Annotated in this window: 22 protein-coding genes and 1 tRNA gene; 13 read left to right on the top strand and 10 right to left on the bottom strand. The window is 64.2% G+C overall.

What is annotated here, in order from left to right:
• Positions 1 to 12: 12 nt before the first annotated feature.
• Complete coding sequence (locus tag DTX69_RS12175; protein ID WP_119301820.1) at positions 13 to 723, top strand: methyltransferase domain-containing protein; 711 nt, start codon at positions 13 to 15, stop codon at positions 721 to 723.
• A gap of 399 nt (positions 724 to 1,122) precedes the next feature.
• Here DTX69_RS12175 and DTX69_RS12185 read toward each other — a convergent pair whose 3' ends face one another.
• Entirely contained in the window at positions 1,123 to 1,467 is a 345-nt protein-coding gene (locus DTX69_RS12185; RefSeq protein WP_119301822.1) for a hypothetical protein, read from the bottom strand.
• Positions 1,468 to 1,586: 119 nt separating this feature from the next.
• Here DTX69_RS12185 and DTX69_RS12190 point away from each other — a divergent pair, with 119 nt between their 5' ends.
• Complete coding sequence (locus tag DTX69_RS12190; RefSeq protein ID WP_119301823.1) at positions 1,587 to 1,997, top strand: MerR family transcriptional regulator; 411 nt, start codon at positions 1,587 to 1,589, stop codon at positions 1,995 to 1,997.
• Between the two features lie 72 nt (positions 1,998 to 2,069).
• On the opposite strand, the gene lipB is transcribed toward DTX69_RS12190, so the two are convergent.
• The gene (gene lipB / locus DTX69_RS12195; protein ID WP_119301824.1) at positions 2,070 to 2,717 is read right to left on the bottom strand and encodes a lipoyl(octanoyl) transferase LipB; all 648 of its coding nucleotides are present in this window, start codon (positions 2,715 to 2,717) and stop codon (positions 2,070 to 2,072) included.
• 112 nt (positions 2,718 to 2,829) lie between these two features.
• Here lipB and DTX69_RS12200 point away from each other — a divergent pair.
• The 8 genes from DTX69_RS12200 to DTX69_RS12235 all read left to right on the top strand — a co-directional run bounded on the left by DTX69_RS12200 (position 2,830) and on the right by DTX69_RS12235 (position 10,445).
• Positions 2,830 to 2,914 (top strand) — tRNA-Leu (locus tag DTX69_RS12200).
• Positions 2,915 to 3,044: 130 nt separating this feature from the next.
• Positions 3,045 to 5,351: an NADP-dependent malic enzyme gene (locus tag DTX69_RS12205; RefSeq protein ID WP_119301825.1), complete on the top strand. Its 2,307-nt coding sequence runs from the start codon at positions 3,045 to 3,047 to the stop codon at positions 5,349 to 5,351.
• Positions 5,338 to 6,753 (top strand): magnesium transporter, encoded by a 1,416-nt coding sequence (mgtE, locus tag DTX69_RS12210; RefSeq protein ID WP_119301826.1) that lies wholly within the window; start codon positions 5,338 to 5,340, stop codon positions 6,751 to 6,753. The genes DTX69_RS12205 and mgtE overlap by 14 nt, the downstream gene beginning before the upstream one ends.
• Positions 6,754 to 7,056: 303 nt before the next feature.
• On the top strand, positions 7,057 to 7,440 hold the full coding sequence (locus DTX69_RS12215; protein ID WP_119301827.1) for a RidA family protein: 384 nt from the start codon (positions 7,057 to 7,059) through the stop codon (positions 7,438 to 7,440).
• A 2-nt stretch (positions 7,441 to 7,442) separates the two neighbouring features.
• Positions 7,443 to 8,129 carry an SDR family oxidoreductase gene (locus tag DTX69_RS12220; RefSeq protein WP_119301828.1) on the top strand — a complete coding sequence of 229 codons (687 nt, stop codon included), beginning with the start codon at positions 7,443 to 7,445 and terminating at the stop codon, positions 8,127 to 8,129.
• Between the two features lie 184 nt (positions 8,130 to 8,313).
• Positions 8,314 to 9,456 carry an acyl-CoA dehydrogenase family protein gene (locus DTX69_RS12225; protein ID WP_284735717.1) on the top strand — a complete coding sequence of 381 codons (1,143 nt, stop codon included), beginning with the start codon at positions 8,314 to 8,316 and terminating at the stop codon, positions 9,454 to 9,456.
• A complete protein-coding gene (locus tag DTX69_RS12230) occupies positions 9,453 to 10,058 on the top strand; it encodes a 2-hydroxychromene-2-carboxylate isomerase (RefSeq protein ID WP_119301829.1) in 606 nt (201 codons plus the stop codon). The genes DTX69_RS12225 and DTX69_RS12230 overlap by 4 nt, the downstream gene beginning before the upstream one ends.
• Before the next feature lie 111 nt (positions 10,059 to 10,169).
• Positions 10,170 to 10,445 (top strand): DUF1330 domain-containing protein, encoded by a 276-nt coding sequence (locus DTX69_RS12235; protein WP_284735718.1) that lies wholly within the window; start codon positions 10,170 to 10,172, stop codon positions 10,443 to 10,445.
• A 54-nt stretch (positions 10,446 to 10,499) separates the two neighbouring features.
• Here the strand turns inward: DTX69_RS12235 and DTX69_RS12240 are convergent, their stop codons facing one another.
• The 4 genes from DTX69_RS12240 to DTX69_RS12255 form a co-directional block, all read right to left on the bottom strand.
• Positions 10,500 to 11,453 carry a threonine dehydratase gene (locus DTX69_RS12240; RefSeq protein ID WP_119301830.1) on the bottom strand — a complete coding sequence of 318 codons (954 nt, stop codon included), beginning with the start codon at positions 11,451 to 11,453 and terminating at the stop codon, positions 10,500 to 10,502.
• A 5-nt stretch (positions 11,454 to 11,458) separates the two neighbouring features.
• Positions 11,459 to 11,965 carry a tetratricopeptide repeat protein gene (locus DTX69_RS12245; protein ID WP_119301831.1) on the bottom strand — a complete coding sequence of 169 codons (507 nt, stop codon included), beginning with the start codon at positions 11,963 to 11,965 and terminating at the stop codon, positions 11,459 to 11,461.
• Between the two features lie 82 nt (positions 11,966 to 12,047).
• Positions 12,048 to 12,275 (bottom strand): hypothetical protein, encoded by a 228-nt coding sequence (locus DTX69_RS12250; protein ID WP_162917110.1) that lies wholly within the window; start codon positions 12,273 to 12,275, stop codon positions 12,048 to 12,050.
• Positions 12,276 to 12,457: 182 nt separating this feature from the next.
• Positions 12,458 to 14,050, bottom strand: a complete 1,593-nt coding sequence (locus DTX69_RS12255) for a 5-guanidino-2-oxopentanoate decarboxylase (RefSeq protein ID WP_119301833.1) — start codon at positions 14,048 to 14,050, stop codon at positions 12,458 to 12,460.
• A 146-nt stretch (positions 14,051 to 14,196) separates the two neighbouring features.
• On the opposite strand from DTX69_RS12255, the gene DTX69_RS12260 reads away from it, so the two are divergent.
• Both DTX69_RS12260 and DTX69_RS12265 read left to right on the top strand, forming a co-directional pair.
• Complete coding sequence (locus DTX69_RS12260; RefSeq protein WP_284735719.1) at positions 14,197 to 15,075, top strand: AEC family transporter; 879 nt, start codon at positions 14,197 to 14,199, stop codon at positions 15,073 to 15,075.
• 7 nt (positions 15,076 to 15,082) lie between these two features.
• Positions 15,083 to 17,101, top strand: a complete 2,019-nt coding sequence (locus DTX69_RS12265; protein ID WP_119301834.1) for a CocE/NonD family hydrolase — start codon at positions 15,083 to 15,085, stop codon at positions 17,099 to 17,101.
• Positions 17,102 to 17,110: 9 nt separating this feature from the next.
• On the opposite strand, the gene DTX69_RS12270 is transcribed toward DTX69_RS12265, so the two are convergent.
• Together DTX69_RS12270 and DTX69_RS12275 are read right to left on the bottom strand one after the other, a co-directional pair.
• Entirely contained in the window at positions 17,111 to 17,728 is a 618-nt protein-coding gene (locus DTX69_RS12270; RefSeq protein ID WP_284735720.1) for a hypothetical protein, read from the bottom strand.
• Positions 17,729 to 17,825: 97 nt separating this feature from the next.
• On the bottom strand, positions 17,826 to 19,076 hold the full coding sequence (locus tag DTX69_RS12275; RefSeq protein WP_119301836.1) for a D-amino acid dehydrogenase: 1,251 nt from the start codon (positions 19,074 to 19,076) through the stop codon (positions 17,826 to 17,828).
• Between the two features lie 175 nt (positions 19,077 to 19,251).
• Between DTX69_RS12275 and DTX69_RS12280 the strand changes: the two genes are divergently transcribed.
• Entirely contained in the window at positions 19,252 to 19,683 is a 432-nt protein-coding gene (locus DTX69_RS12280) for a hypothetical protein (RefSeq protein ID WP_162917112.1), read from the top strand.
• A 62-nt stretch (positions 19,684 to 19,745) separates the two neighbouring features.
• Here DTX69_RS12280 and DTX69_RS12285 read toward each other — a convergent pair whose 3' ends face one another.
• Both DTX69_RS12285 and DTX69_RS12290 read right to left on the bottom strand, forming a co-directional pair.
• The gene (locus DTX69_RS12285; RefSeq protein ID WP_119301838.1) at positions 19,746 to 20,273 is read right to left on the bottom strand and encodes a glycine cleavage system protein R; all 528 of its coding nucleotides are present in this window, start codon (positions 20,271 to 20,273) and stop codon (positions 19,746 to 19,748) included.
• A 17-nt stretch (positions 20,274 to 20,290) separates the two neighbouring features.
• Positions 20,291 to 21,469 (bottom strand): NAD(P)/FAD-dependent oxidoreductase, encoded by a 1,179-nt coding sequence (locus DTX69_RS12290; RefSeq protein WP_119301839.1) that lies wholly within the window; start codon positions 21,467 to 21,469, stop codon positions 20,291 to 20,293.
• Positions 21,470 to 21,632 lie beyond the last annotated feature (163 nt).

Below are 21,632 nucleotides of genomic sequence, written 5' to 3' on the forward strand. Positions count from 1 at the left end.
AATCACCCAAATATGCGATTCAAGAAGCTCTACCGGCGCCATCTGCGCTATCCGCTCTGGCGATTGCGCCATCCCTTCACGCCATACGAGACCTACTACGCCTGGGTCGTGACCCGAAAGCTGAAGGACGGGCGCGGGCATCCCGCCATCGGTCCGACCGCGAGGGCGGCGCGCGGGCAGCGGGAGATGATCGACGTGCTTCTGCGGCATGGATTGCAGCCGCACCACACCTTCGTCGATTACGGTTGCGGCAGTTTGCGCCTGGGCAAGCCGCTGGTCGAATTTTTGGAGTGCGGAAGATTCTGGGGCCTGGACCTCGCGCAGGAATTCCTCGACGAGGGCATCCGCTATATCGGATCAGACCTCAATCACCTGAAGCAGCCAACTCTTCGCGTCATTGATGATGCCGGCCTTGCCGCAGCAAAATCCGCGCGGCCCGATTTCATCGGTGCATGGCATGTCTGCGGCAAGATCCCGGACCATATCCTCGATGGCTTTTTCCGCAAAGTCCTGGGCCTGATGCATGTAGGCACGCAGGTCTTTCTGCAATTCGAGGACAGCGGCAAGCGCGAGCAGCTGCACGGGCTGGCCTGGTCGCTGCCGGAAGAGACGATGATCGCGGCAGTGAAGGGCATCGATCCGAAGCTGACCGTCGACATCTTTCAGCTCAGCAAGCGCCGCCACCGCAACATGCGCTACCTCTGCGCCCACATCCGCTATTAGGAAGGATCATTGCCTCGATCATCCCAAAAGGAAGCGGATGAGCGTTGGCTCGATCTGCCGCCACATCACGGCCATCATCGTCAAGGCGGTTGCGATTCCCATCATGTAAAGCGTCGGTCGGACAGGCCGAGTTCGTGATCGGAAGCTCTGCCACCCAACCCACACCCAAGCACTGGCCACGATCACGACCGCGAGGGCGGTAACCCAGGCAAGCGCGCCCGCGAGCAAAGCGATGACGCTTCCGAACCCGGCAAGCGCCACGGCGGGGAGCGCAAAAGGTAGAACGCAGCATGCGGCGCACGTCGCCGCTCCTGTCGCGGCGGTCATTGCAAAGGCACTGGCCGCTTTCGCCGGCACTTTTTGCTCTGGCATGAGATGGTCTTCCACGGGCGGCAGGGCTCAGCAGCAGCCGCAGTCGGCGCGAGCTTCAGCCGATGACAGGAACTGGCCGAGCAACATGTCGGCAGCGTCCCGAGCGCGCTCCGGAGCCCTGATCGTGAGCCGGACCTCACCCGGCTGCTCATCGAGGTCGAAGCTCAGGAATGCGCAGCACTCTTGCTCCGTCCGCACCATCTCGCGCACGCGTTGCGCGGCCTCGGCGGCATAGACAAGCTCCAGTTCGAGATCGCGACGCTCGTGGCGCCGCAAGGCGTCGCGGGCGAGGTCGTTGATCCATGCAAGACGGGCCTTGTAGTCGCCCGGTGTCAGCGTACAGGCTATCGGTGTGCTTTCGACATTCGGCATATCAATCACCTCTGTTTGTGCCGGTCACGTCCGTTGGAGGTTGACCGGCCGTGGTTATTGCGTTTGTGTAGCCCTTCAAGTCACTTGAAGTTCAAGAGGCAAATTCGGGAATTTGCACGATGCCCAGCTTGAGGATCGGAGCCTTGGCGGAACGGGCGGGCACAAATGCACCAACCATCCGCTATTACGAGGAGATCGGACTGTTGCGGCCGGCGGATCGGGAGGTAGGCGGTCAACGGGCTTATGGCGAGGAGGACGTAAAAAGGTTGACGTTCATCCGCCGCTGCCGTGATTTCGGCTTTTCGATTGAGCAAGTGAGATCGCTCGTGGCGCTCGTTGAGGATCGCGAGCGGTCCTGCATGGAAGCGCGCGACCTGGCGCAGGAGCATTTGGCCGCCGTGCGCGCGAAATTGGACGAGCTGAAAGGCCTGGAGCGTAGCGTCGTCAGCTTCATCGCGAGCTGCGATGCATCCTGCGCAGGCGGTCCTGGTCCCGACTGCGCGATCCTCGACGACTTGACGAAACCCTGATGGACGCCCTCGCGCTCTCCGGCCTGTTCTCCGTGACGATGACACGAGCAGGTGGTGAAGCAATCGAAGCGCTTACTGCGCGGCGCTCTTGAGATCGCTTTCGAATATTTCCTCGAACGCAGCGCGCAGGGCCATGTCGAACTCGGCCATCGAGATGATGTAGCCCAGCCGCGCGAGGGAAGTGACGCCCAGGTTCTGCTCCTGGACGCCGCAGGGCACGATGCCGGCGAAATGGCTGAGGTCGGGATCGACGTTGATCGCGATGCCGTGGTACGTCACCCAGCGCCGCACGCGAACACCGATGGCGGCGATCTTGTCCTCGCGCCCGTCCTGCGCGACCCAGATACCGACGCGCCCGTCACGCCGCTCGCCCGTCACGTTGAAACGCGCGAGGGTGAGGATGATCCATTCCTCGAGATTGCGCACGAAGCGGCGCACGTCCGGCCCGCGTTCCTTCAGGTCCAGCATCACATAGGCCACGCGCTGGCCCGGTCCGTGATAGGTGTACTGGCCGCCACGCCCGGCCTCATAGACCGGAAACTGGCCGGGCAGCAGCAGGTCGCCGGCCTTGGCGCTGGTGCCGGCCGTGTAGAGGGGAGGGTGCTCGAGCAGCCAGACGAGCTCCGGCGCGCCACGGGTGCGGATGGCCTCCACCCGCGCCTCCATGGCGCCCAACGCTTCCTCATAGGCCACCAGCCCCTCGGAAATCTGCCATTCCATTGATTATCTAAGCCTTTGGGGCCCTTTCCGCGCTTGATCGCTGGGTCCCGATTTGCTATTCCCCCGGTCGGCTTCTGACAAGGACTACGGCCCGCCTTTCGGGGGCTCTGATGCGGTCGTGGCGGAACTGGTAGACGCGCAGCGTTGAGGTCGCTGTGGGGCAACCCGTGGAAGTTCGAGTCTTCTCGACCGCACCAGCCTAAGCACCCTGCCTAGCCATAACGCTCTGAAAGAACTGGGAGAATCCGGCCGGAGCAGCCGGACGGCGACTTTCATTGGCGGCGCCGATGGCTATAATCCGCCGGATTCGGACGGGCAGGGGACCTTATGGCAGACGATTCCAAGAAGGCCGGCGACGATCTGAAGGCCGGCGCACTCGAGTATCACCGCCAGCCGCGGCCCGGTAAGCTGGCCATCGTCGCCACCAAGCCGCTGGCCAGCCAGCGCGACTTGGCCTTGGCCTATTCCCCTGGCGTCGCCGCCGCCTGCGAGGCCATTGTGGCCGACCGCAATGCCGCCGCGGAAGTCACCAGCCGCGGCAACCTGATCGCCGTCATCACAAATGGCACCGCTGTGCTGGGCCTCGGCGCGATCGGCCCGCTGGCCGCCAAGCCGGTCATGGAAGGCAAGGCGGTCCTGTTCAAGAAATTCGCCGATCTCGACGTGTTCGACATCGAGATCAACGAGACCGATCCCGACAAGCTGGTCGATGTAATCGCCAGCCTGGAACCGACCTTCGGCGGCATCAACCTGGAAGACATCAAGGCGCCGGAATGCTTCGAGGTCGAAAGCAAGCTGAAGGCGCGCATGAAGATCCCCGTCATGCACGACGATCAGCATGGCACGGCGATCATCGTGGCGGCGGCCCTGCTGAACGGTCTGGAGGTCGTCGGCAAGCGCATCGACCAGGTGAAGCTGGTGGCATCCGGCGCGGGCGCGGCGGCCCTGGCGTGCCTTGATCTGCTGGTCGATCTCGGGCTCAAGGTCGAGAACATCACCGTCACGGACATTGTCGGCGTGGTCTATGAGGGCCGCACCGAACAGATGGACCCGCGCAAGGCGCGTTATGCTAAGAAGACCAACGCGCGCACCTTGGCCGACGTGATCCCCGGCGCCGACATCTTTCTCGGCCTCTCCGCGCCGCGCGTGCTGACACCGGAGATGGTGCAGCAGATGGCGCAGCGTCCCCTGATCTTCGCGCTCGCCAACCCGACGCCGGAGATTCTGCCGGAAGAGGCGAAGGCGGTGAGACCAGACGCCGTGATCGCGACCGGCCGCTCGGACTATCCGAACCAGGTCAACAATGTGCTGTGCTTCCCCTTCATCTTCCGCGGCGCGATCGATGTCGGCGCGACAGCGATCAATCAGGAAATGAAGATCGCCTGCGTCAAGGCGATCGCCGATCTCGCAAAGGCCGAAGCCTCCGACATTGTCGCCAGCGCCTATGGCGGCGAGACGCCGGCCTTCGGTCCTGACTACCTGATCCCGCGGCCGTTCGATCCGCGCCTCATCGTACAGATCGCGCCGGCAGTCGCCAGGGCGGCGATGGACAGCGGCGTTGCGACGCGGCCGATCACCGACTGGACGGCGTATCACGACCGGCTGAACCAGTTTGTGTTCCGCTCCGGCCTGCTCATGAAGCCCTTGTTCGAGCGCGCGCGGCACGACTGCAAGCGCGTGGTCTATGCCGAGGGCGAGGAAGAGCGCGTACTGCGCGCCGTCCAGACGGTGGTGGACGAGAAGCTGGCTCAGCCGATTTTGATCGGGCGGCGCGGCGTGGTGGAGCGACGGATCGAGAAGCTCGGCCTGCGCATTCGCGAGGGCAAGCATTTCGCCCTGGTCGATCCCGAGAACGATCCACGCTACAACGAATATTGGACGTTCTATCACAGCCTGACCGAGCGCAAAGGCGTGGCGCCGGACGATGCGCGCACCATCGTGCGTACGCGCAACACGGTGATTGGCGCGCTGATGGTGCGCAAGCGCGAGGCCGACGCGCTGCTGTGTGGCACGGTCGGGCGCTTCCACTCGCATCTGGGGCACGTCAGCGACTGCCTGGGCAAGGCGCCGAGCGTGATTGGCTTCTCGACCTTGACCGCACTCATCCTTCAGGCCGGCACGGTCTTCATCACCGATACCGAAGTCAAAGTTGATCCGACCGACGACGAGATCGCGGAAATGACCGTGCTTTCGGCCGAGGCGGTGCGGCGCTTTGGCATTGCACCCAAGGCGGCCTTGCTGTCCCATTCCAATTTCGGCACGTCCAACGAAGCCAGCGCGCGCAAGATGCGGCGCGCCCTTGGCCTCATCCTGCAGCGCGACCCAGAGTTAGAAGTAGAGGGCGAGATGCGGGCCGATAGCGCCTTGTTCGAGGCGTTGCGTGAGCGCCTGTTCCCCAATTCGCGCCTCAAGGGCAAGGCGAACCTGCTCATCATGCCGTCGCTTGACGCTGCCAACATCGCGCTCAACCTGCTGCGCGGGCTGGGCGAGGGTCAGACCATCGGGCCGATGCTGCTGGGCTGCGCGCGGCCGGCGCACATCCTGTCCCCTGCCGTCACAGTGCGCGGCATCATCAACATGACGGCCATCGCCGCGGTTGAGGCCCAGGACCGCAAGCCGCATGGCCGGGCCTGAAACCCTCAAGCCCGAGGACGAGGACCGCCCGCGCGTCGATAAGGCCGACGAGGAAGAGTTCTACGGACCGTCAGAGGAATTGCTGGAGAATGTCTCCGCCGCCCTGGCAGAGAGTGACATTCCCCAGGTCGAGGCGCTGATAGAGGATCTGCACCCGGCAGACGTCGCCGACCTCATCGAGCATCTCGAGCCTGAAGAGCGCAGGCTGTTCGTCGACATCACCCGCCATGTGATCGAGCCGGAGACCATCTCGCATCTCGATGAGACGGTGCGTGAGGAGGTCGTCGATCAACTCGGCCCGCAGGCGCTAGCCCAGGTGGTGAGCGGCCTCGACACAGACGACGCGGTCGAGCTGCTGGAGGATCTGGAGCCGGAGCAGCAAGAGCAGGTGCTGCAGAGTGTTCCCGCCGAGGATCGCGTGCTGCTGCAGCAGAGCCTCACTTTCCCGGAGGACAGCGCCGGTCGCCTGATGCAGCGCGAGCTGGTGGCGGTCCCCGCGCATTGGACGGTCGGCGAGACGATCGATTTCCTGCGCGCCGAGAAGGAGTTGCCGGACGATTTCTATAACCTGTTCGTGGTGGATGCGATGCACAAGCCGGCTGGCTCTGTGCCGCTGTCCCGCGCCATGCGCTCCCCACGCGCGACCAAGCTCACGGACATCATGGAAACGGAGCTGCGCCCGGTGCCGGCGGACATGGACCAGGAGGCGGTCGCCTATCTCTTCCGGCAATATGCTCTGGTCTCGACGCCTGTAGTTGACGAGGCAGGACGGCTGATCGGCGTCGTGACAGTGGACGACGTGGTCCGCGTGATCGACGAAGAAGCGGAGGAGGACCTGATGCACATCGTCGGCGCGTCCGATACGGACTTTCACGCGCCGCCGCTCATCATCGCCTGGCAGCGCGTGCGCTGGCTGGTCGTCACATTGATCAATACCATGATCGCCGCCACGGTCATTTCGCAATTCCAGGAAACGATCCGGCACACCGTCGCGCTGGCGGTACTGATGCCGATCGTGGCTGCGATGGGTGGCAATGCCGGCGTGCAGGTGATCACCGTAACGGTGCGCGCTCTGGCGACGCGAGATATCACGCCGCAAAGCAACCTGCTGCGCATCATTGGCAAGGAGTTGATCGTCGGCTTCCTCAACGCCTTGGTGTTCGCCGCGATCCTTGGCGTGATCGCGGCCTGGTGGTTTGGTCACGTAGAGCTGGGCTATGTCCTGGCCGGCGCCATGATTTTCAACATGGTGTGGGCGGGAATGGCCGGTACGCTCATCCCGCTGGTGATGGATCGCCTGGGGATCGACCCCGCGATCGGGGCGGGACCGTTCCTCACCACCACGACCGACGTGCTCGGCTTCTTCTCCTTCCTGGGTCTCGCCACCTTGTTCCTGGTTTAGAGCATAGTCCGCTTAGCCAGACGCATTCTGACGGAGCGATTTTCGGCCAGGGGAGGAAGAGGCCGCAGATCGTAGTGGGTCTACGGGCAAGGCCTCTGACGCGGCCCTGGCCGAGGGGCGCCCGTCCCTTCGGGTTCGCCGGTGGCGATCCGCGGGCGTCAGGCCGCTTGGCCGTAGTCCCACTACGGCCAAGCGGCCTGACTACCGGCTGCCACCGGCGAACAGAATGCGCCTGGCTGAGTGGACTATGCTCTCGGAGGCGTGGCAGGATGTTGGTCTCCCGTCAGAGATCAGGAATCGACCATGTCCCGCCAGCTCATCTCCTCCGGCTCCAAGTTCGAGGCTGAAGCCTGCTACTCCCGCGCGGTGGTGGACGGCGACTTTGTGTTCGTCTCCGGCACCACGGGGTTCGACTATGCGACCATGACGATCTCCGCCGACGTTGCGGAGCAGACGCGCCAGACTTTCCGCAATATCGAAGCCGCGCTGCAGAAGGCCGGCTCCTCGCTGAAGGACGCGGTGCGGGCAACCTATTACGTCGTCAATGCAGATGATTGGCCGAAGATCTATGCGGTGTTCAAGGAGTTCCTGGCGGACTCGCGCCCCGCCGCGACCGCGATCATCTGCGGCCTGGTCGATCCGCGCATGAAGATCGAGATCGAAATCACTGCACGCAAGAGATTATAGAGATGCATACCGGCACCGTCCTGATCACTGGCGCCAACCGCGGGCTTGGGCTCGAGTTCGCCCGGCAGTATGTTGCGGATGGCTGGCGCGTCATCGCCTGTTGCCGATCGCCCAACGATGCGCCGGAACTCAAGAAGCTGGGCAAGCATGTGGAGGTGCACGCCCTCGACGTTACGTCACAGGAGTCGATCCAGCATCTCGCGAAGGTACTGAAGGGGACGCCGGTCGATGTGCTCATCAATAATGCCGGGCTTCATGGTGATCGGCGCGCGTTCGGCGAAACGGATATCGAACTGTGGAAGCAGATCTTCGCGGTGAACACCATCGCGCCATACCAGGTACTGTCGGCGTTGCTGGACAATGTCGTCGCCAGCACGCAGAAGAAAGTGGTCAACATCACGAGCAAGGTGGGCTCGATTGGCGACGGGCCAAGCGGCGGCTCCTATGCCTATCGCAGCTCGAAGACGGCCCTCAACACCGTGATGGTGAATGCCGCGCACGAGCTGAGGAACCACGGCGTTACCATCCTGTTGCTCCATCCCGGCTGGGTGCAGACCGACATGGGCGGGCCGAGCGCTCCCGTCAGCATCGAGCAGAGCATCGCCGGCATGCGGCGCGTCATCGACAAGGCAACCCAGGCCGAGACCGGGCATTTCTACGATTACACAGGCAGGCAGCTTCCCTGGTGAGGTTATCGCATATGATGCGTGACGAACGGGCAGTCCCCTTCCCCCAAGCTGGGGGAAGGCTGGGGTGGAGGAAGCGAGCGAAGGTTCCTGCCAGCAGAAACGCGGCTTCCCCCTCCCTTACCCTCCCCCGTGTCGGGGGAGGGGATCGCAGCTCGCGGGCGGACGGAGCCGGAGGAGACGTTGCATGATCCTGACCGAAGAGCAGCAGCAGATCGTCGACATGACGCGCGACTTCGCGGAGAGCGAGCTGAAGTCGCATGCGGAGGAGTGGGAAGCGGCGGGCTACATCCCCGACGAGATCGTCAAGAAAATGGGCGAACTCGGCCTCATGGGCATGCTGGTGCCGGAGGAATGGGGCGGCGCCGGCGTCGACTACGGCACCTACGCGCTGGTGGTGGAGGAACTGGCAGCAGGCGATGGGTCGGTCAGCACGTTGATGAGTGTGCATACCTCGGTCGTGTGCCTGCCGATCCTCAATTTCGGCACGCAGGCACAGAAGGAGCGCTTCCTGCGGCCGCTCGCGACCGGCGAGATGGTGGGAGCCTTCTGCCTAACCGAGCCGGGCGCAGGCTCGGACGCCGCGGCGATCAAGACCCGTGCTGTCCGCGAGGGCGAGTCCTACGTGCTGAACGGTAGCAAGCAGTTCATCTCCAACGGCAAGCGGTGCGGCGTCGCGCTGGTGATCGCCGTCACTGATCCCGCGGCGGGCAAGAAGGGCATCAGCGCCTTCCTGGTGCCGCAGGGCACCAAGGGCTTCGACGTCGCGCGTCTGGAGAGCAAGCTCGGCCAGCGCGCCTCCGACACGGCACAGCTGGTCTTCCAGGATTGTCGCATTCCTGCCGACCTGCGCCTCGGCGCGGAAGGCGAGGGCCTGAAGATTGCACTCGCCAATCTGGAGGGCGGGCGCATCGGCATCGCGGCGCAGGCGATCGGCATGGCGCGTGCCGCGTACGAGGCAGCTCTGGCCTACGCCAAGGAGCGCAAGACTTTCGGCAAGACCATCGCCGAGCATCAGGCCGTCGCGTTCCGCCTAGCTGACATGGCAACGCAGATCGAGGCGGCGCGCGCGCTGACCCAGCATGCCTGCGCGATGCGGGCCGGCGGTCAGCGTGCACTGAAACATGCGGCGATGGCGAAGCTGTTCGCGACCGAGATGGCAGAGAGGGTCTGCTCCGACGCCATTCAGATTCATGGCGGATACGGCTATCTCAAGGACTTCGGCGTGGAGCGCATCTATCGCGACGTGCGCGTAACCAAGATCTACGAGGGCACCAGCGATATCCAGAAGATCATCATCTCTCGCGAGCTGCTGGAGCGTGGTGCATGAATGGCGCGCCGATCGAGTTCTATTTCGACTTCTCCTCGCCCTACGGCTATCTCGGCGCCCAGCGCATCGATACGATTGTTGCTGAGTTCGGGCGCACGGTGACTTGGCGGCCGATCCTGCTGGGCGCGATCTTCAAGATCACGGGCCAGGCGCCGTTGGTCAGCCAGGTCATGCGCGGCCCCTATGCCGCGCGCGACATGGCGCGCAGCGCCCGCAAGCTCGGCGTCACGTTCGCCCTGCCCGAGGCGTTTCCGTTCTCATCGGTCTATCCCTGCCGCGTATTCTATTGGCTGAATAGCCACTCGCCGGACGCGGCGAAGAAATACGCGCGCGCCGTCTATCATGCTGCGTTCGCGGAGGGAAAGCCGCCGGCGGAACCGCAAGCGGCAGCCGACGTGGCCGTCGGCCTGGGCCATGATCATGCCGCAGTGCTGGCCGGCATGCAGGATGCCGCTATCAAGGAACGCCTGCGTACGGAAGTGCAGCAGGCCATGGACAAAGGCGTGTTCGGCTCGCCCTTCGTGATCGTCGATGGCGAACCCTTCTGGGGCAATGATCGCCTCGGCGAAGTCCGCGAATGGCTGCAGACGGGCGGGTGGTAGCGGCCGCCGAACCTGGACCTTGGATCAAGTTCGGCTGTTCGCGTTGTTCATACGATCGCGGATCGGGTTACGCTCCTTGCCTCGATAGGCGCAGTGCAAGGGAGCGGAACGATGGCGGTCTATGTAATCGCGGACATCAAGGTGACCGACGAGTCGTGGATTCCGGACTATGCGAAAGCGGTCCACGAGATCGTGCACAAGCATGGCGGCAAGTATCTCGCGCGCAGCGCCAATGTGAAGACGCTGGAAGGCAAGCCGCTGGATACCACGCTGATTGCGATCTTGGAGTTTCCGAACGAGGAAGCGATCAGGCCTTTGCGTCGGATCCGGCCTACGCGCCCTATGCCAAGATGCGGCAGGACGGCAGCGACAGCCGATTCCAAATGATCGACGATACCGACGCGGCGGGGACCATTCCCCACCTGCGCAAGGATTGATTGATTACGCGCCGCTCAGCACCCTGGCATACACATCCGTGTCGACGTTACCGCCGGTCAGGATGAGGCCGACCTTGCCCGCCTTGCGCGCTGTGTCCTTGAGCGCGGCGGCGAGCGGCGTGGCGCCCGCACCTTCGGCGACGTTGTGCGTATCCGCGAAGTAGGCGCGCATGGCGGACTTTATTTCGCCCTCGGTAACGCAGATCACGCGGGATGCGCCGCGCCAGACGATCTCCAGCGCATCCTCGACCGGCACGCGGCACGCAACGCCGTCAGCGATCGTATCGGCGCTGTTGGTCGAGATAGCCTTCCGCGCTTCGAAGGAGAGGGAATATGCGGCGGCATCCTCCGCCACCACGCCCACGATCTCGGTCTTGAGCCCAAGCGCATCACGTGCCTGGATGGTGGAGCAGATGCCGGAGCCCAGGCCGATCGGCACATAGATCGTCGCGAGGTCCGGGACGGCGCGCATCAGCTCCCAGCCGTAGGTCGCGACACCCTCCAGCAGCCAGGGATGGAACGAACGCACGAAATGGAGCTTGCGCTCTTCGGCGATCGCGTGCGTGGCCTCGTAGGTGGCCTGGAAGTCGTGGCCGGTCTCGATCAACTCCGCACCATAGGCGCGCATCGCCGCGTTCTTGGACCGGCTGTTGCCGTACGGCACCGTGATGACGCAGGGCAGTCCGAACTGCCGCGCGGCAAACGCGATGCTCTGGCCGTGGTTGCCGCGGGTGGCCGCGATCACGCCGCGGATGGCGGGCTGCTCCTGCCGGAGCCGGGCGATATAGGTGAGCCCGCCGCGCACCTTGAAGGCGCCGGTCGGCAGGTGGTTCTCGTGCTTGACCCAGGTCTCGGCGCCCACGCGCTCGGACAGCAGGGGCCAGCAAATCTGCGGGCTCGATCCGATCGCACCATGAACCAGGGCGGCGGCCGCCTCGATCTGCTGCGTGGAAGACATGCCTTCTATTCCGGCTGCGGCACGAAACTGCGCGCTTCGGCTAGAGCGGCTTCGATCTGCTGGGCGCTCAGGTGCTTGGCAAGGTCGTCCCGCGCGATGGCGATGCGGGCTGCATCCTTGGAATCCAGGTGCTGGCTGCTGGCCAGGACCAGCCAGCGGTAGGAGGCCGCCTTGTCCTGCGGAACGCCCTGGCCATGGCCATAGATCACCGCCAAGCCCAGCATCGCATCGGCATTGCCCTGCCTCGCCGCCCGTTCATACCACTGGCGAGCCTTGGTGAAGTCCGCCGCGGTGACCTTGCCCCAATGATAGAAACCGGCAAGCTCGTACTGCGCCTCTGCATCCCCGGCCTCGGCCAGTTCCTTGAGATATTGGAATGCGTCGAACGAGCGCTTTTCAGCCATCGCCTGGCGCACGTCGTCCATCGTCACGGCATAGGCCGGCACCGCCACCAACAATGGCGCCGAGGCGCCGCCAAGCAGCGCCAGGCAAATCGCAATACGGACCAACATGACCCTCGACCGTCTCACCCCATCGCCGCGCCAAATCGGCGCGCCGTAGTCTTAATGGCTCCGACGGCCGCTGTCGAACCGGTCAATGCGTCGCGGTCGGTAAATTGAACTCGCCCGTGCGGATGATCTCGACCAGGTCGCGCACAAACTCGGCGGTCGTCTCCTGCCCGTGAGCGGCGACCAGCGCGAACAAGGCCGCGGAGATCGACATGGTGCCGATCGTGTCGAACGGGATGCCGCGGTCGGCCGCGTCCTGCCAGAAGGTGTTGAACATCTCGAAGCAGGCAACGCGCTGTTCAGCGTCCGTCATCGGGCGCTGGTCTTCAAGGGCTTGAGCGAGAGCGGGTAGCATTGGGGTAATCTCCTTGGTTCTTCTAACCAGGGAGCCTCGTCGCAAGCTCTGTGCCATTCCGTCAATGAAAAGATATCTTGTAAAATCAATCTAATAAGTCCGGCGGCTTGAAAACTGGTTCGGCAAATTTTGCCGAGCACTTAGGTCAGAAACGGTGCATCCTCTCGCACCTCGATCAGGGTCGGCCCCCTGGCCGAGAACGCCGCCACGACCGCATCCTTTAGGGCCTGCAGGCTGCCCGGGCGGACCGCGTCCGCACCGAAGGCGCGGGCCAGCGCCAGGTAGTCGGGGTTGCGCTGACGTACGCCGAGCTCCGGGATGTCGCGCGCGTTCATGCCTTGGGCGATCTGGCCGAAGGCGTCGTTGTTCCAGACCAGGACGGGGAGGGGAAGGCCTAGCTCCACGGCGGTTCCCAGTTCTTGCATCGTGAACAGGAACCCGCCATCGCCTACGATCGCGATGGTCGGGCGGTCCGGGCAGGCTATCTTGCCGCCGATCGCCGCAGGCATGGCATAGCCCAGGGTTCCGAAGCCGAGCGGATGGAACCAGCGCCGCGGCACCTCGCAGGGGAAGTAGAAGTTGGCCGTGTAGGCAATCTGGGTCATGTCGGTGAAGACCTGTCCGTCTGCCGGCAGAGCGGCCCGCACGGCGTCGAGCACGGCGACGTGCCTCTTCTCCAGTGGCTGGAGATCCTCTGCATTGGCAGCGCGGATCCGGGCGATGCGTGTCCCGTCCGGCTTGCGGCCCCCGCGGATGCGCTCGGTCAGGGCTGCGAGAGTCGGTCCTGCATCGGCGAGCAACGCGATACTTGGCGGATAGTCGCGCGTGAGGGTCGGGGCATCGATGTCGATGCGGATCAACTTGCCGCGAAAGGTGAGTGATCCGCTCCAATGGTCTGTTTCTGCAAGTTCTGTCCCGACTGCGATCACCAGATCGGAGTCTGCCAGCGCCTGCTGTGTGGCCTCGCTTTGCAGGCTGGAACTCAAGGTCGCCGGATCGGAATCGGCGATCACGCCCTTGCCGGCGGTGGTCGTCACCGCGACCGCGCCGGACTTGCGCAGGAAGGCGCGTGCCTCCGCCTCGCAGTCGGCACAGCCGCCGCCGAAAATGACCATCGACCGCTCCGCCGCGTCGATCAGCTTGGCCGCCGCTTCGATGTCCGGTCCCTTCGGCTGCGGCCGGCTCGCGCGCCGGCGCTGCACATCGGTCACGGCAGCTGGCGCGCGCAGCATATCGAGGGTGAGGTTGAGGACAGCAGGTCGCGCACGGCCGGCCTCGAACAAGCGGAATGCATCCGCCATCGCGTCGGGCAGTTCCGCTGGGTCGCGGATGGTGCGCGTGAGGCCGGTCAGCGGCTGGATCGCGGCCTGCTGGTCCGTGATCTCGTGCAATCGCCCCCGGCCTTTGCCGAGATCGCTGCTGTCATTGACGCTGGCCAGCACCAGGACCGGCACGGAATCCGAGTAGGCCTGGCCGATCGGTGTCGCCGCGTTCATCAGGCCTGGGCCGGTGATCAGGCAGCAAACGCCGGGCCGGCCGGAGGCGCGGGCATAGCCGTCCGCCATGAAGCCCGCGCCCTGTTCATGCCGTACGCCGATATGGCGCATCTTGCGATCGGCGATGCCGCGATAGAGTTCCAAGGTGTGGACGCCCGGAATCCCGAACACCGTGTCCACTCCATATGCCTCCAGCAGGGCGATCGCCGCGTGCCCGCCAACCTGATTGGAACGCATGCACTTTTCCTCGTCGGATTGCCAACTTAGCCAAAGCTGTGTACAGCTTGCTGGCGATTATCGTAGGGCGAATGTCGGGGGTGCGGCAATCGTCCTTCCTGTGCCATAAGCGAGGGGCCTCATCGTGACTCCGGGGGAAAGGGTTCTTGCTCAGTCAATTGAGTGCGGTGGTCCTGCCGGTACTACTGGTTGCCGGCATCGGGTTCACCTGGGCCAAGATGGGACGCCGCTTCGACAGCGTGTTCCTCACCGATATCGCGACGAATATCGGCACGCCGTGCCTGGTGGCCCACGCGCTGATGACACTGGAAATCGCGCCCAAGGCCATCGCGGAGATGGGCGTGGCAGTGTTGACGGCCGTCGCCGGCTTCCTTGTGCTCGGCTTCATCGTGCTGCGCGTCCTCAAGCTCTCGATCAATTCCTATCTGCCGGCACTGACCTTCCCCAATACCGGCAATATGGGCCTGCCGCTCGCCTTGTTCGCGTTCGGGCAGGAAGGGCTGGCCTTGGCCGTGGTCTATTTCAGCTGCACGGTCACGCTGCAGTTCACCCTGGGTATCTCGCTGTCGGCCGGCAACCTGTCGCTCTCGCGCCTCGTTCGCACGCCGACGATCTATGCCGTCGTGATCTCGATCGTTCTGCTGGTGCTGGGCATACAGCTGCCGACCTGGATCGAGAACACGATCGGCGTCCTGGGCGACATCACGATCCCAATGATGCTGCTGATCCTGGGCGTCTCGCTGGCGCAGCTGAAGGTGAACGAACTGGGGCGCAACCTGCTGCTCTCCATCGTGCGGCTGGCGGGTGGGTTCCTGATCGCGCTGGTGGTGGTCAATGTCTACGAGCTGCCGCCCACCGCGGCGGGCGTCCTCATCATCCAGAGCGCGATGCCGGTCGCTGTGTTCAACTTTCTGTTCGCGCAGTATTACGGCCGCGCCCACGCCGACGTAGCGGCTATGGTGGTGATCTCCACCGCGCTCTCGTTCCTGACGCTGCCGCTGCTCGCGTATTTCGTCCTGCACTGAGGGTGCCATGCAGGTGGTGACAGAGTTCCCGCGGCGCATCCGCTGCGTCGACAACCTGTGGATTCCGATGGCCGACGGCGTGCGGCTGGCGGCGCGGATGTGGCTGCCCGAGAATGCCGACGCCGATCCGGTGCCCGCGATCCTCGAATGCTTGCCCTACCGCAAACGGGATGGCCTGAAGACGCGCGATGAGGAGATGCATCCCTATTTCGCCGGGCACGGCTACGCCTGCCTCCGCATCGATCTGCGCGGCACCGGCGATTCCGAGGGGCTGCCCGACGACGAATACACGCCTGCGGAGCAGGCCGATCTGATCGCCGCCATCGCCTGGGTCGCGGAGCAGAGCTGGTGCTCGGGCAAGGTCGGGATGATGGGAATCTCCTGGGGCGGCTTCAATGCGCTCCAGGTGGCGATGCACCGGCCGCCAGCCTTGAAGGCCATCATCACCGTCTGCGCATCGGACGACCGCTACAACGACGATGTGCATTACATGCAGGGCTGCCTGCTGCACGACAATTTCGCCTGGTCCTCGGCGATGTATGCCTTCGTCTCGCAGCCGCCCGATCCGGCGGTGGTCGGCGAACGCTGGCGCGACATGTGGCTCCAGCGCCTCCAGCACTACAAGTATCCGGCGCGCATCTGGTACGCCCACCAGCGCCGCGACGACTATTGGCGCCAGGGCTCGGCCTGCGAGAACTATGACGCGATCGAATGCGCCGTGTTCGCGATCGGCGGCTGGGAAGACGGCTATTCCAACGCGGTCGGGCGCCTGGTGGAGAGGCTGAAGGCGCCCTGTCTCGGTTTGGTCGGGCCATGGGGCCATGCTTATCCCAACAAGGCACTGCCCGGCCCGGCGATCGGCTTCCTGCAGGAGGCGCTGCGCTTCTGGGATCACTGGCTGAAGGGCCGCGACACCGGCCTGATGGCCGAGCCGAAGCTGAAAGCGTGGATGAACACGTCGCATGCGCCGGATCCCTGCGCGGCGTTGCGGCCCGGCCGCTGGATCGCCCATCGCGACTGGCCGGCGCCGCGTATTGCGATGCAGGACTTCTGGCTTGGTCCGCGCGGGCTTGAGGCAACACAGCAATCCGATGCACCCCTTTGCACCAAATCACCCCAGAATACCGGCGCCATGACGGTCGAATGGTGCTCCTATGGCGGCAGCGACGGCGACTTCCCGGACGATCAACGCACCGATGACGGCTGTTCGCTCTGCTTCGATACCCTGCCGCTCGATGCACCGCTGGCATTCTTTGGCACGCCGCGCCTGCACTTGACGTTTTCGGTTGACCGGCCGGTGGCCAAGATCTGCGTCAGGCTCAATGATGTCGCACCAGACGGCACATCGACGCGCATCACCTACACCCTTTTCGGGCTCAACCATGCCTGGGACGAGGCCAATCCGATCGCGCTGGAGCCGAGGAAGATCTATCGCGCCACCATCCCACTCAACACGATCGCCTATGAGGTCTCGGCCGGCCACCGCTTACGCGTGGCGATCTCCACGGCCTGCTGGCCGCAGCTTTGGCCCGGGCCTGAAGCGCTCACGCTCACGGTCCATGTGCATGACAGCCGGCTGGCGCTACCAGTGCGGCCGCCGCATCCGGAGGATTCGGATCTGGGTCCTTTCGATCCGCCTGCCAAATCGGCGCGGGAGCCCTACACCATCACGCGCGCGGATGACTGGCGCCGCACGATTACGCGCGACGTGGCGACTGGCGCGACCGAGCTGGTGATGGTGAAGGACAGCGGCGGGATCCGTTATGACGATATCGACTGGCGGCTGGATTGCGGCGCCATCGAGCGCTATCGCATCCGACCCAACGATCCGCTGTCGGCCGAAGCGGATTGCGTCTATCACCACGAACTGTCGCGAGGCGACTGGGTTGCGCGCAGCGTCACGCGGACGACCCTGAAGGGCGACGCGACGCATTTCCATTTCACCGCGACGGTGGACGCCTATCTCAACGGCGAGCGAATCTTTTCCGACCAGGATGTCTTTTCCATCCCGCGGGATTTCATGTAGGGCGGAAAGCTACTTCAGGGGAACGGCGGTCGCCGGCAAGGACTCGCCGAAATGGGCGAGCAGGGCAGGCACCATCTGCTGCATCGATGAATCGACGTTGACTTGCAGGCTGTCACGTTCGATCTGCCCGCGCCAGACATAGAGGCCGGACTTGCGGTCATAAACCGACAGGCTGACGCGCAGCAGATGACCGCCACGTTGAACCTCGACCGGTGACAGGAACGCGCCTCTCGTATTGTCGAAGAAGTTGCCTTGTGTCAGCGGATCGCCGGCCGCGCTCTTTTCGGAGTTGGTGTACTGGTCACCGCGGACCGACCCTTGCGTCGCGCGCGGCGCGTTCTGCTCCTGCCCGACACCACGTACGAGCACGGCGGTAACGTCGAGTGCATAGGGCGCGTCGCGCGAAATGGTGTAGCCGCCCTGCTTCAGCGTGCCGCTGGTCAACTCGACGGCATCACTTGCGAGCTCGGTGCTTAGGCCGGTCGAGACGTCCAAGGCAGTGCCGGCGGGGATTTGCGTGTAGCTGGTTGCGGTCGCGATCGCGATGGCATTGGAGTCAATCGACGCCTGCTCCAGGTCCAACGGCGCGTCCTGCGCCAACGCCGGCTGCCACAGCAGCAGCGCCAATGCCGAACAGGCCAGAAGGGTCCGCGTCAGTCGCATGCTCATAAACCTAAATGTAGGTACCTTAACCGTCGATTACCAAGGGTAACGTACGGCCACATCAATATCGTCCATAACGATACAGGCGGGTGTCGAGTTCCGTCGCCCTGCCCATCATTTGATCAGCGAGCAGGCGCGCCGAGCCGCAGCACATGGTCCAGCCGAGATAGCCGTGACCGGTGTTAAGCCACAGATTGCGCACAGAAGTTGGCCCGATATAGGGCGGCCCATCGGGTGTGGCCGGACGGAGACATGCCCAATGTTCCGCACGATCGAGGACGATGCCGTCGCGAAACAATTCGCGGCCGGTCGCTAGAATTTTCGTGAAATTCTCGGGGCTATAGCTCGTGTCGTAGCCGCCGACCTCGGCAACCGACGTCATGCGGACGCGATCGCCCAGCCGCGCGAACGCGACCAGAGTGCCCTCGTCGAGCCCGCCGGTACGCGGCGCTTGCTCCGGATCACCGACTGGCGCCGTGATGGAATAACCTTTGACCGGATAGATGGGCAGATGCAGACCGGCGCGGCGCGCCAGTTGCGGCGAATAACTGCCGGCTGCCAGAACAAAGGCATCGGCCTTGATGGGCCCGCTGGCAGTCTTCAAGGCTGTCACGCGATCGCCTTCGAGGTCGAGCCCGTCGATCGTGGTGGAGAGGCGAAAGGTGACGCCGCGCGCCTTGCAGACCTCGGCCAGAGCCTCGGTAAAGCGCCGGGCGTCGCCCACCTCGTCCGACGTGCCGTGCATGGCACCGACGAACTTGGAGCAGGCGTGCGCGAGGCCGGGCTCGATTGCCACCACCTCGTCCCAGGAGATCGGCTTGATCGCCGCGCCGACTTCGCGCAGCAGCGCTAGGTTCCTGTCGTTCAGCTCCAACTCATGGCGGTCGCGGAACAGGTAGAGGACCCCTTGGGAGCCACGCTGCCAGCTGATGCCAGTTTCGCGCGTAACCTTGTCAGTTTCCGCCATGCTGTAGAAACACAGCCTGGTCTTGGCGAGGGTGTTGGCGCGGTGCCGGCCGGGCGTGCAATGGCGCAGGAAGCGCAGGCCCCAGTCGAGCAACTGGCTGTTCATGTGCGGCTTGAAACGCAAGCCGCTGTCGGCCTGCCACAGCGACTTCAGCAGCAGCCAGGGCGCGCTGGGCGCTGCCCAGGAGAACGAATGATTCGGGGTCAGCAGGCTGGCATTGGCAAAACTGGTTTCCCGCGCCGGGCCTGATTGCCGGTCGAGCACCAGGATTTCGTGGCCTTCCTTGGCCAGGTAATAGGCGGACGCCACGCCTAGCAGGCCGGCGCCGATGATCGCGATGCGCATGGGGTGAAGACGGTCGGCAGTTGAGCAGGTTGTTGAACGCGGCGCAAGACTGCCATAATCGGGGTGGAACCGATATGGGAATCACAATCACGCTGGAGCCGCCATGCACTGTCTTCGTGCTACCCGCCCGCTTTTGCCATCCGCTTTGCTCGCCGCCGTGATCTTCGGAGCCTGGGTGACCGGATGGTCTCCCGCGGCCAATGCGCAATCCCAGGCGCCGGCCGGCCCAGCAATGACACCGGACGAGATTGCGGCGTGCCTGTGCCAGAAAGAGGTGCTGGATCAGCAGCAATCGAACGTGGACACGCAGGGCGCACTGCTGCAGGAGCGCCAGCGGGAGCTGACCAACCTGGACACCCAGATCAAGCAGCAGGCGGCGCGGACACCCTCGACCGACGTTGTCGGCCAGCAGGTGCTGCAGGACCTGATCGCGCAGCAGATCGCGCTCAGGAACCTGATCCAGCTCCAGATCCGGCCGGCCTACAATCAGCAGCTCAACCAACTGCGGCAGACGATCGAGACCTACAACGTCCAGTGCACCACGCGGCCGCGTTATGTACTCGACGTGGAAAAGGCGCAGCAGAACCTGGTCTGCCCGAAGCCCTAACGGTCCCAATCGTGCTCCCTCCCCCGCAAAGGGGGAAGGGAAGCCTCTTGGGAATGTGGGAGCTACACCTGCTCCCAGCGGCAGGAGAGGTTCATCTGGCCGGCGGTGTTGGCGACGGTTGCCATGCAGACGGCTTCCTTGCCCTTGGGCACGGAGATCGACATCCGCAGCAGGAAGCGCGCTCCGCTCGCGCCCGGCACGCTCTCGGAATTGAGCTCTACGATGTTCGCGCCGATCTGTCGGAGGGCCTCACTGAGCCGCGCGATCAGGCCGGGCGAATCATCGCCGGTGATCTCGATCCGGTGCGTGATGTAGGCGGACGGGTCGTGTGTCTCGCGGTAGACGAAGGGCGCGACGGAAAGCTCGGCGCCCCGCAGCACCGGCATCGATCGAAGGTCTTCCTCCACGTCAGGGATGGTGACGTCCGGCGGCAGCTTCGCGACCAGAGTGAACTTCGCGCCGCTGCCCAGCACAGCAAAGGTCGTGTCACCCAGGTTGATGCCGAGCTCATAGAGCCGCCCGGTGACATCCGCGATCAGGCCGGCGCGATCTTCGCACATGATGGAGACAAGGGCGGTTTGGGTCGCCATGGCTAGATCTCCTTTGCTCACACGACATTGGCCTCGCGGATCGCCTGGCCGTTCAGTACTCGATCATAGCCGAAGCGCCGCAGATCCAATGTGCGATACTCCCCGAAGGTCACGAGCTCGCTGAGCGCGCGCCCGATCGCGGGTGATTGCTGAAGCCCATGGCCGGAGAACCCGTTCGCCATCAGAAAGTTCGGCACGTGCGGCGCCGTGCCGATAATGACGTTCTGATCGAGGGTGTTGTAGTCGTAGTGACCGGCCCAGGCGCGGATCAGCTTGATCGCCTCGAAGGCCGGCACGCGGTGGGCAAGGGTGGGCCAGATCACCTCCTCGAACAGGCTGTAGTCGAGTTCGAAGTCCGTGCTGTCGGGATCGTTGGCTTCTTCCGGCGAGACGCCGCAGACGAAGTTGGCGCCCTCAGGCCGCACCCACACGCCGGTCGGATCGATGGTGAGCGGAACGTCGGTCAGCTCTTCGCGGCAATCGAACACATAGACCAGGCGCTTGCGCGGCCTGACCGGCAGATCAAGGCCGATCCACGCCGCGATGCGCCAGGCATTGATACCCCCGCAATTGATGACCGCGCCGCATCCGATCGTCTCGCCGGAGCGCAGCGAAACCGAAGTCACGCGGTTCTGCGAGACGTTGATGCCCGCGACCTCTTCCTGGATATAAGTCACGCCGAGTGAACGCGCCTTGCGCCGGAACGCCTGCAGCAGGCTGTAGGGATCGAGCCAGCCCTCGTTGCGTGGGCCGAAGCTGCCGCCCGCCAGATCGCTGCAGTTGAGCCAAGGGAAGGTGGCGGCTAGTTCGTTGGGCGTCAGCAAACGTGTCTCGGCGCCGAGTTGATGCTGCAGCTGCTGGTTGGCAATCAAGGTGCGCAGGCCCGCGCCGGTCGCCAGGAAGAGATATCCGCCTTCATGGAACTGCAGGCTCGGCGCCTCGCCTGCGACCGTCAGGTACTCGGCAGCCGACTTTATGAAGGAGGCGCCGAACGACGAAATCAGCACGTTCTCGGGCGTCGAGAATTGCTGCCGGATACCGCCGGCCGAGCGTGGCGTGGCGGCTTCGGCATACGTGGGATCCCGCTCGACAACAGCTATACTTCCGCCAAACGCTTCCTCTGCAGCCAGGAAATAGGCCGCTGAGGAGCCGATGACGCCGCCGCCGACGATCACTACGTCGAATTTTCTCGACATTCCATAACCCAGCTTTAGCCGATTGGTTTCATTGGATTGTTGTGCCCCGTCGTCCACCTGGGCCGCGTGGGTGGCAGCACAGGAACTGCCACCGGATTCCTTTGACCCGCAACCAAATCTGATGGAGTGTATTGGGATATGAGGTCCGCAACATTGGGTCAAG

This window comes from Dongia deserti (assembly GCF_003574735.1).
GTDB lineage: Bacteria > Pseudomonadota > Alphaproteobacteria > Dongiales > Dongiaceae > Dongia_A > Dongia_A deserti.

Coding starts and splice junctions, on each gene's coding strand:
- DTX69_RS12175 (WP_119301820.1), top strand. CDS start 13: ATGCGATTCAAGAAGCTCTACCGGCGCCATCTGCGCTATCCGCTCTGG.
- DTX69_RS12185 (WP_119301822.1), bottom strand. CDS start 1,467: ATGCCGAATGTCGAAAGCACACCGATAGCCTGTACGCTGACACCGGGC.
- DTX69_RS12190 (WP_119301823.1), top strand. CDS start 1,587: ATGCCCAGCTTGAGGATCGGAGCCTTGGCGGAACGGGCGGGCACAAAT.
- lipB (WP_119301824.1), bottom strand. CDS start 2,717: ATGGAATGGCAGATTTCCGAGGGGCTGGTGGCCTATGAGGAAGCGTTG.
- DTX69_RS12205 (WP_119301825.1), top strand. CDS start 3,045: ATGGCAGACGATTCCAAGAAGGCCGGCGACGATCTGAAGGCCGGCGCA.
- mgtE (WP_119301826.1), top strand. CDS start 5,338: ATGGCCGGGCCTGAAACCCTCAAGCCCGAGGACGAGGACCGCCCGCGC.
- DTX69_RS12215 (WP_119301827.1), top strand. CDS start 7,057: ATGTCCCGCCAGCTCATCTCCTCCGGCTCCAAGTTCGAGGCTGAAGCC.
- DTX69_RS12220 (WP_119301828.1), top strand. CDS start 7,443: ATGCATACCGGCACCGTCCTGATCACTGGCGCCAACCGCGGGCTTGGG.
- DTX69_RS12225 (WP_284735717.1), top strand. CDS start 8,314: ATGATCCTGACCGAAGAGCAGCAGCAGATCGTCGACATGACGCGCGAC.
- DTX69_RS12230 (WP_119301829.1), top strand. CDS start 9,453: ATGAATGGCGCGCCGATCGAGTTCTATTTCGACTTCTCCTCGCCCTAC.
- DTX69_RS12235 (WP_284735718.1), top strand. CDS start 10,170: ATGGCGGTCTATGTAATCGCGGACATCAAGGTGACCGACGAGTCGTGG.
- DTX69_RS12240 (WP_119301830.1), bottom strand. CDS start 11,453: ATGTCTTCCACGCAGCAGATCGAGGCGGCCGCCGCCCTGGTTCATGGT.
- DTX69_RS12245 (WP_119301831.1), bottom strand. CDS start 11,965: ATGTTGGTCCGTATTGCGATTTGCCTGGCGCTGCTTGGCGGCGCCTCG.
- DTX69_RS12250 (WP_162917110.1), bottom strand. CDS start 12,275: ATGACGGACGCTGAACAGCGCGTTGCCTGCTTCGAGATGTTCAACACC.
- DTX69_RS12255 (WP_119301833.1), bottom strand. CDS start 14,050: ATGCGTTCCAATCAGGTTGGCGGGCACGCGGCGATCGCCCTGCTGGAG.
- DTX69_RS12265 (WP_119301834.1), top strand. CDS start 15,083: ATGCAGGTGGTGACAGAGTTCCCGCGGCGCATCCGCTGCGTCGACAAC.
- DTX69_RS12275 (WP_119301836.1), bottom strand. CDS start 19,076: ATGCGCATCGCGATCATCGGCGCCGGCCTGCTAGGCGTGGCGTCCGCC.
- DTX69_RS12285 (WP_119301838.1), bottom strand. CDS start 20,273: ATGGCGACCCAAACCGCCCTTGTCTCCATCATGTGCGAAGATCGCGCC.
- DTX69_RS12290 (WP_119301839.1), bottom strand. CDS start 21,469: ATGTCGAGAAAATTCGACGTAGTGATCGTCGGCGGCGGCGTCATCGGC.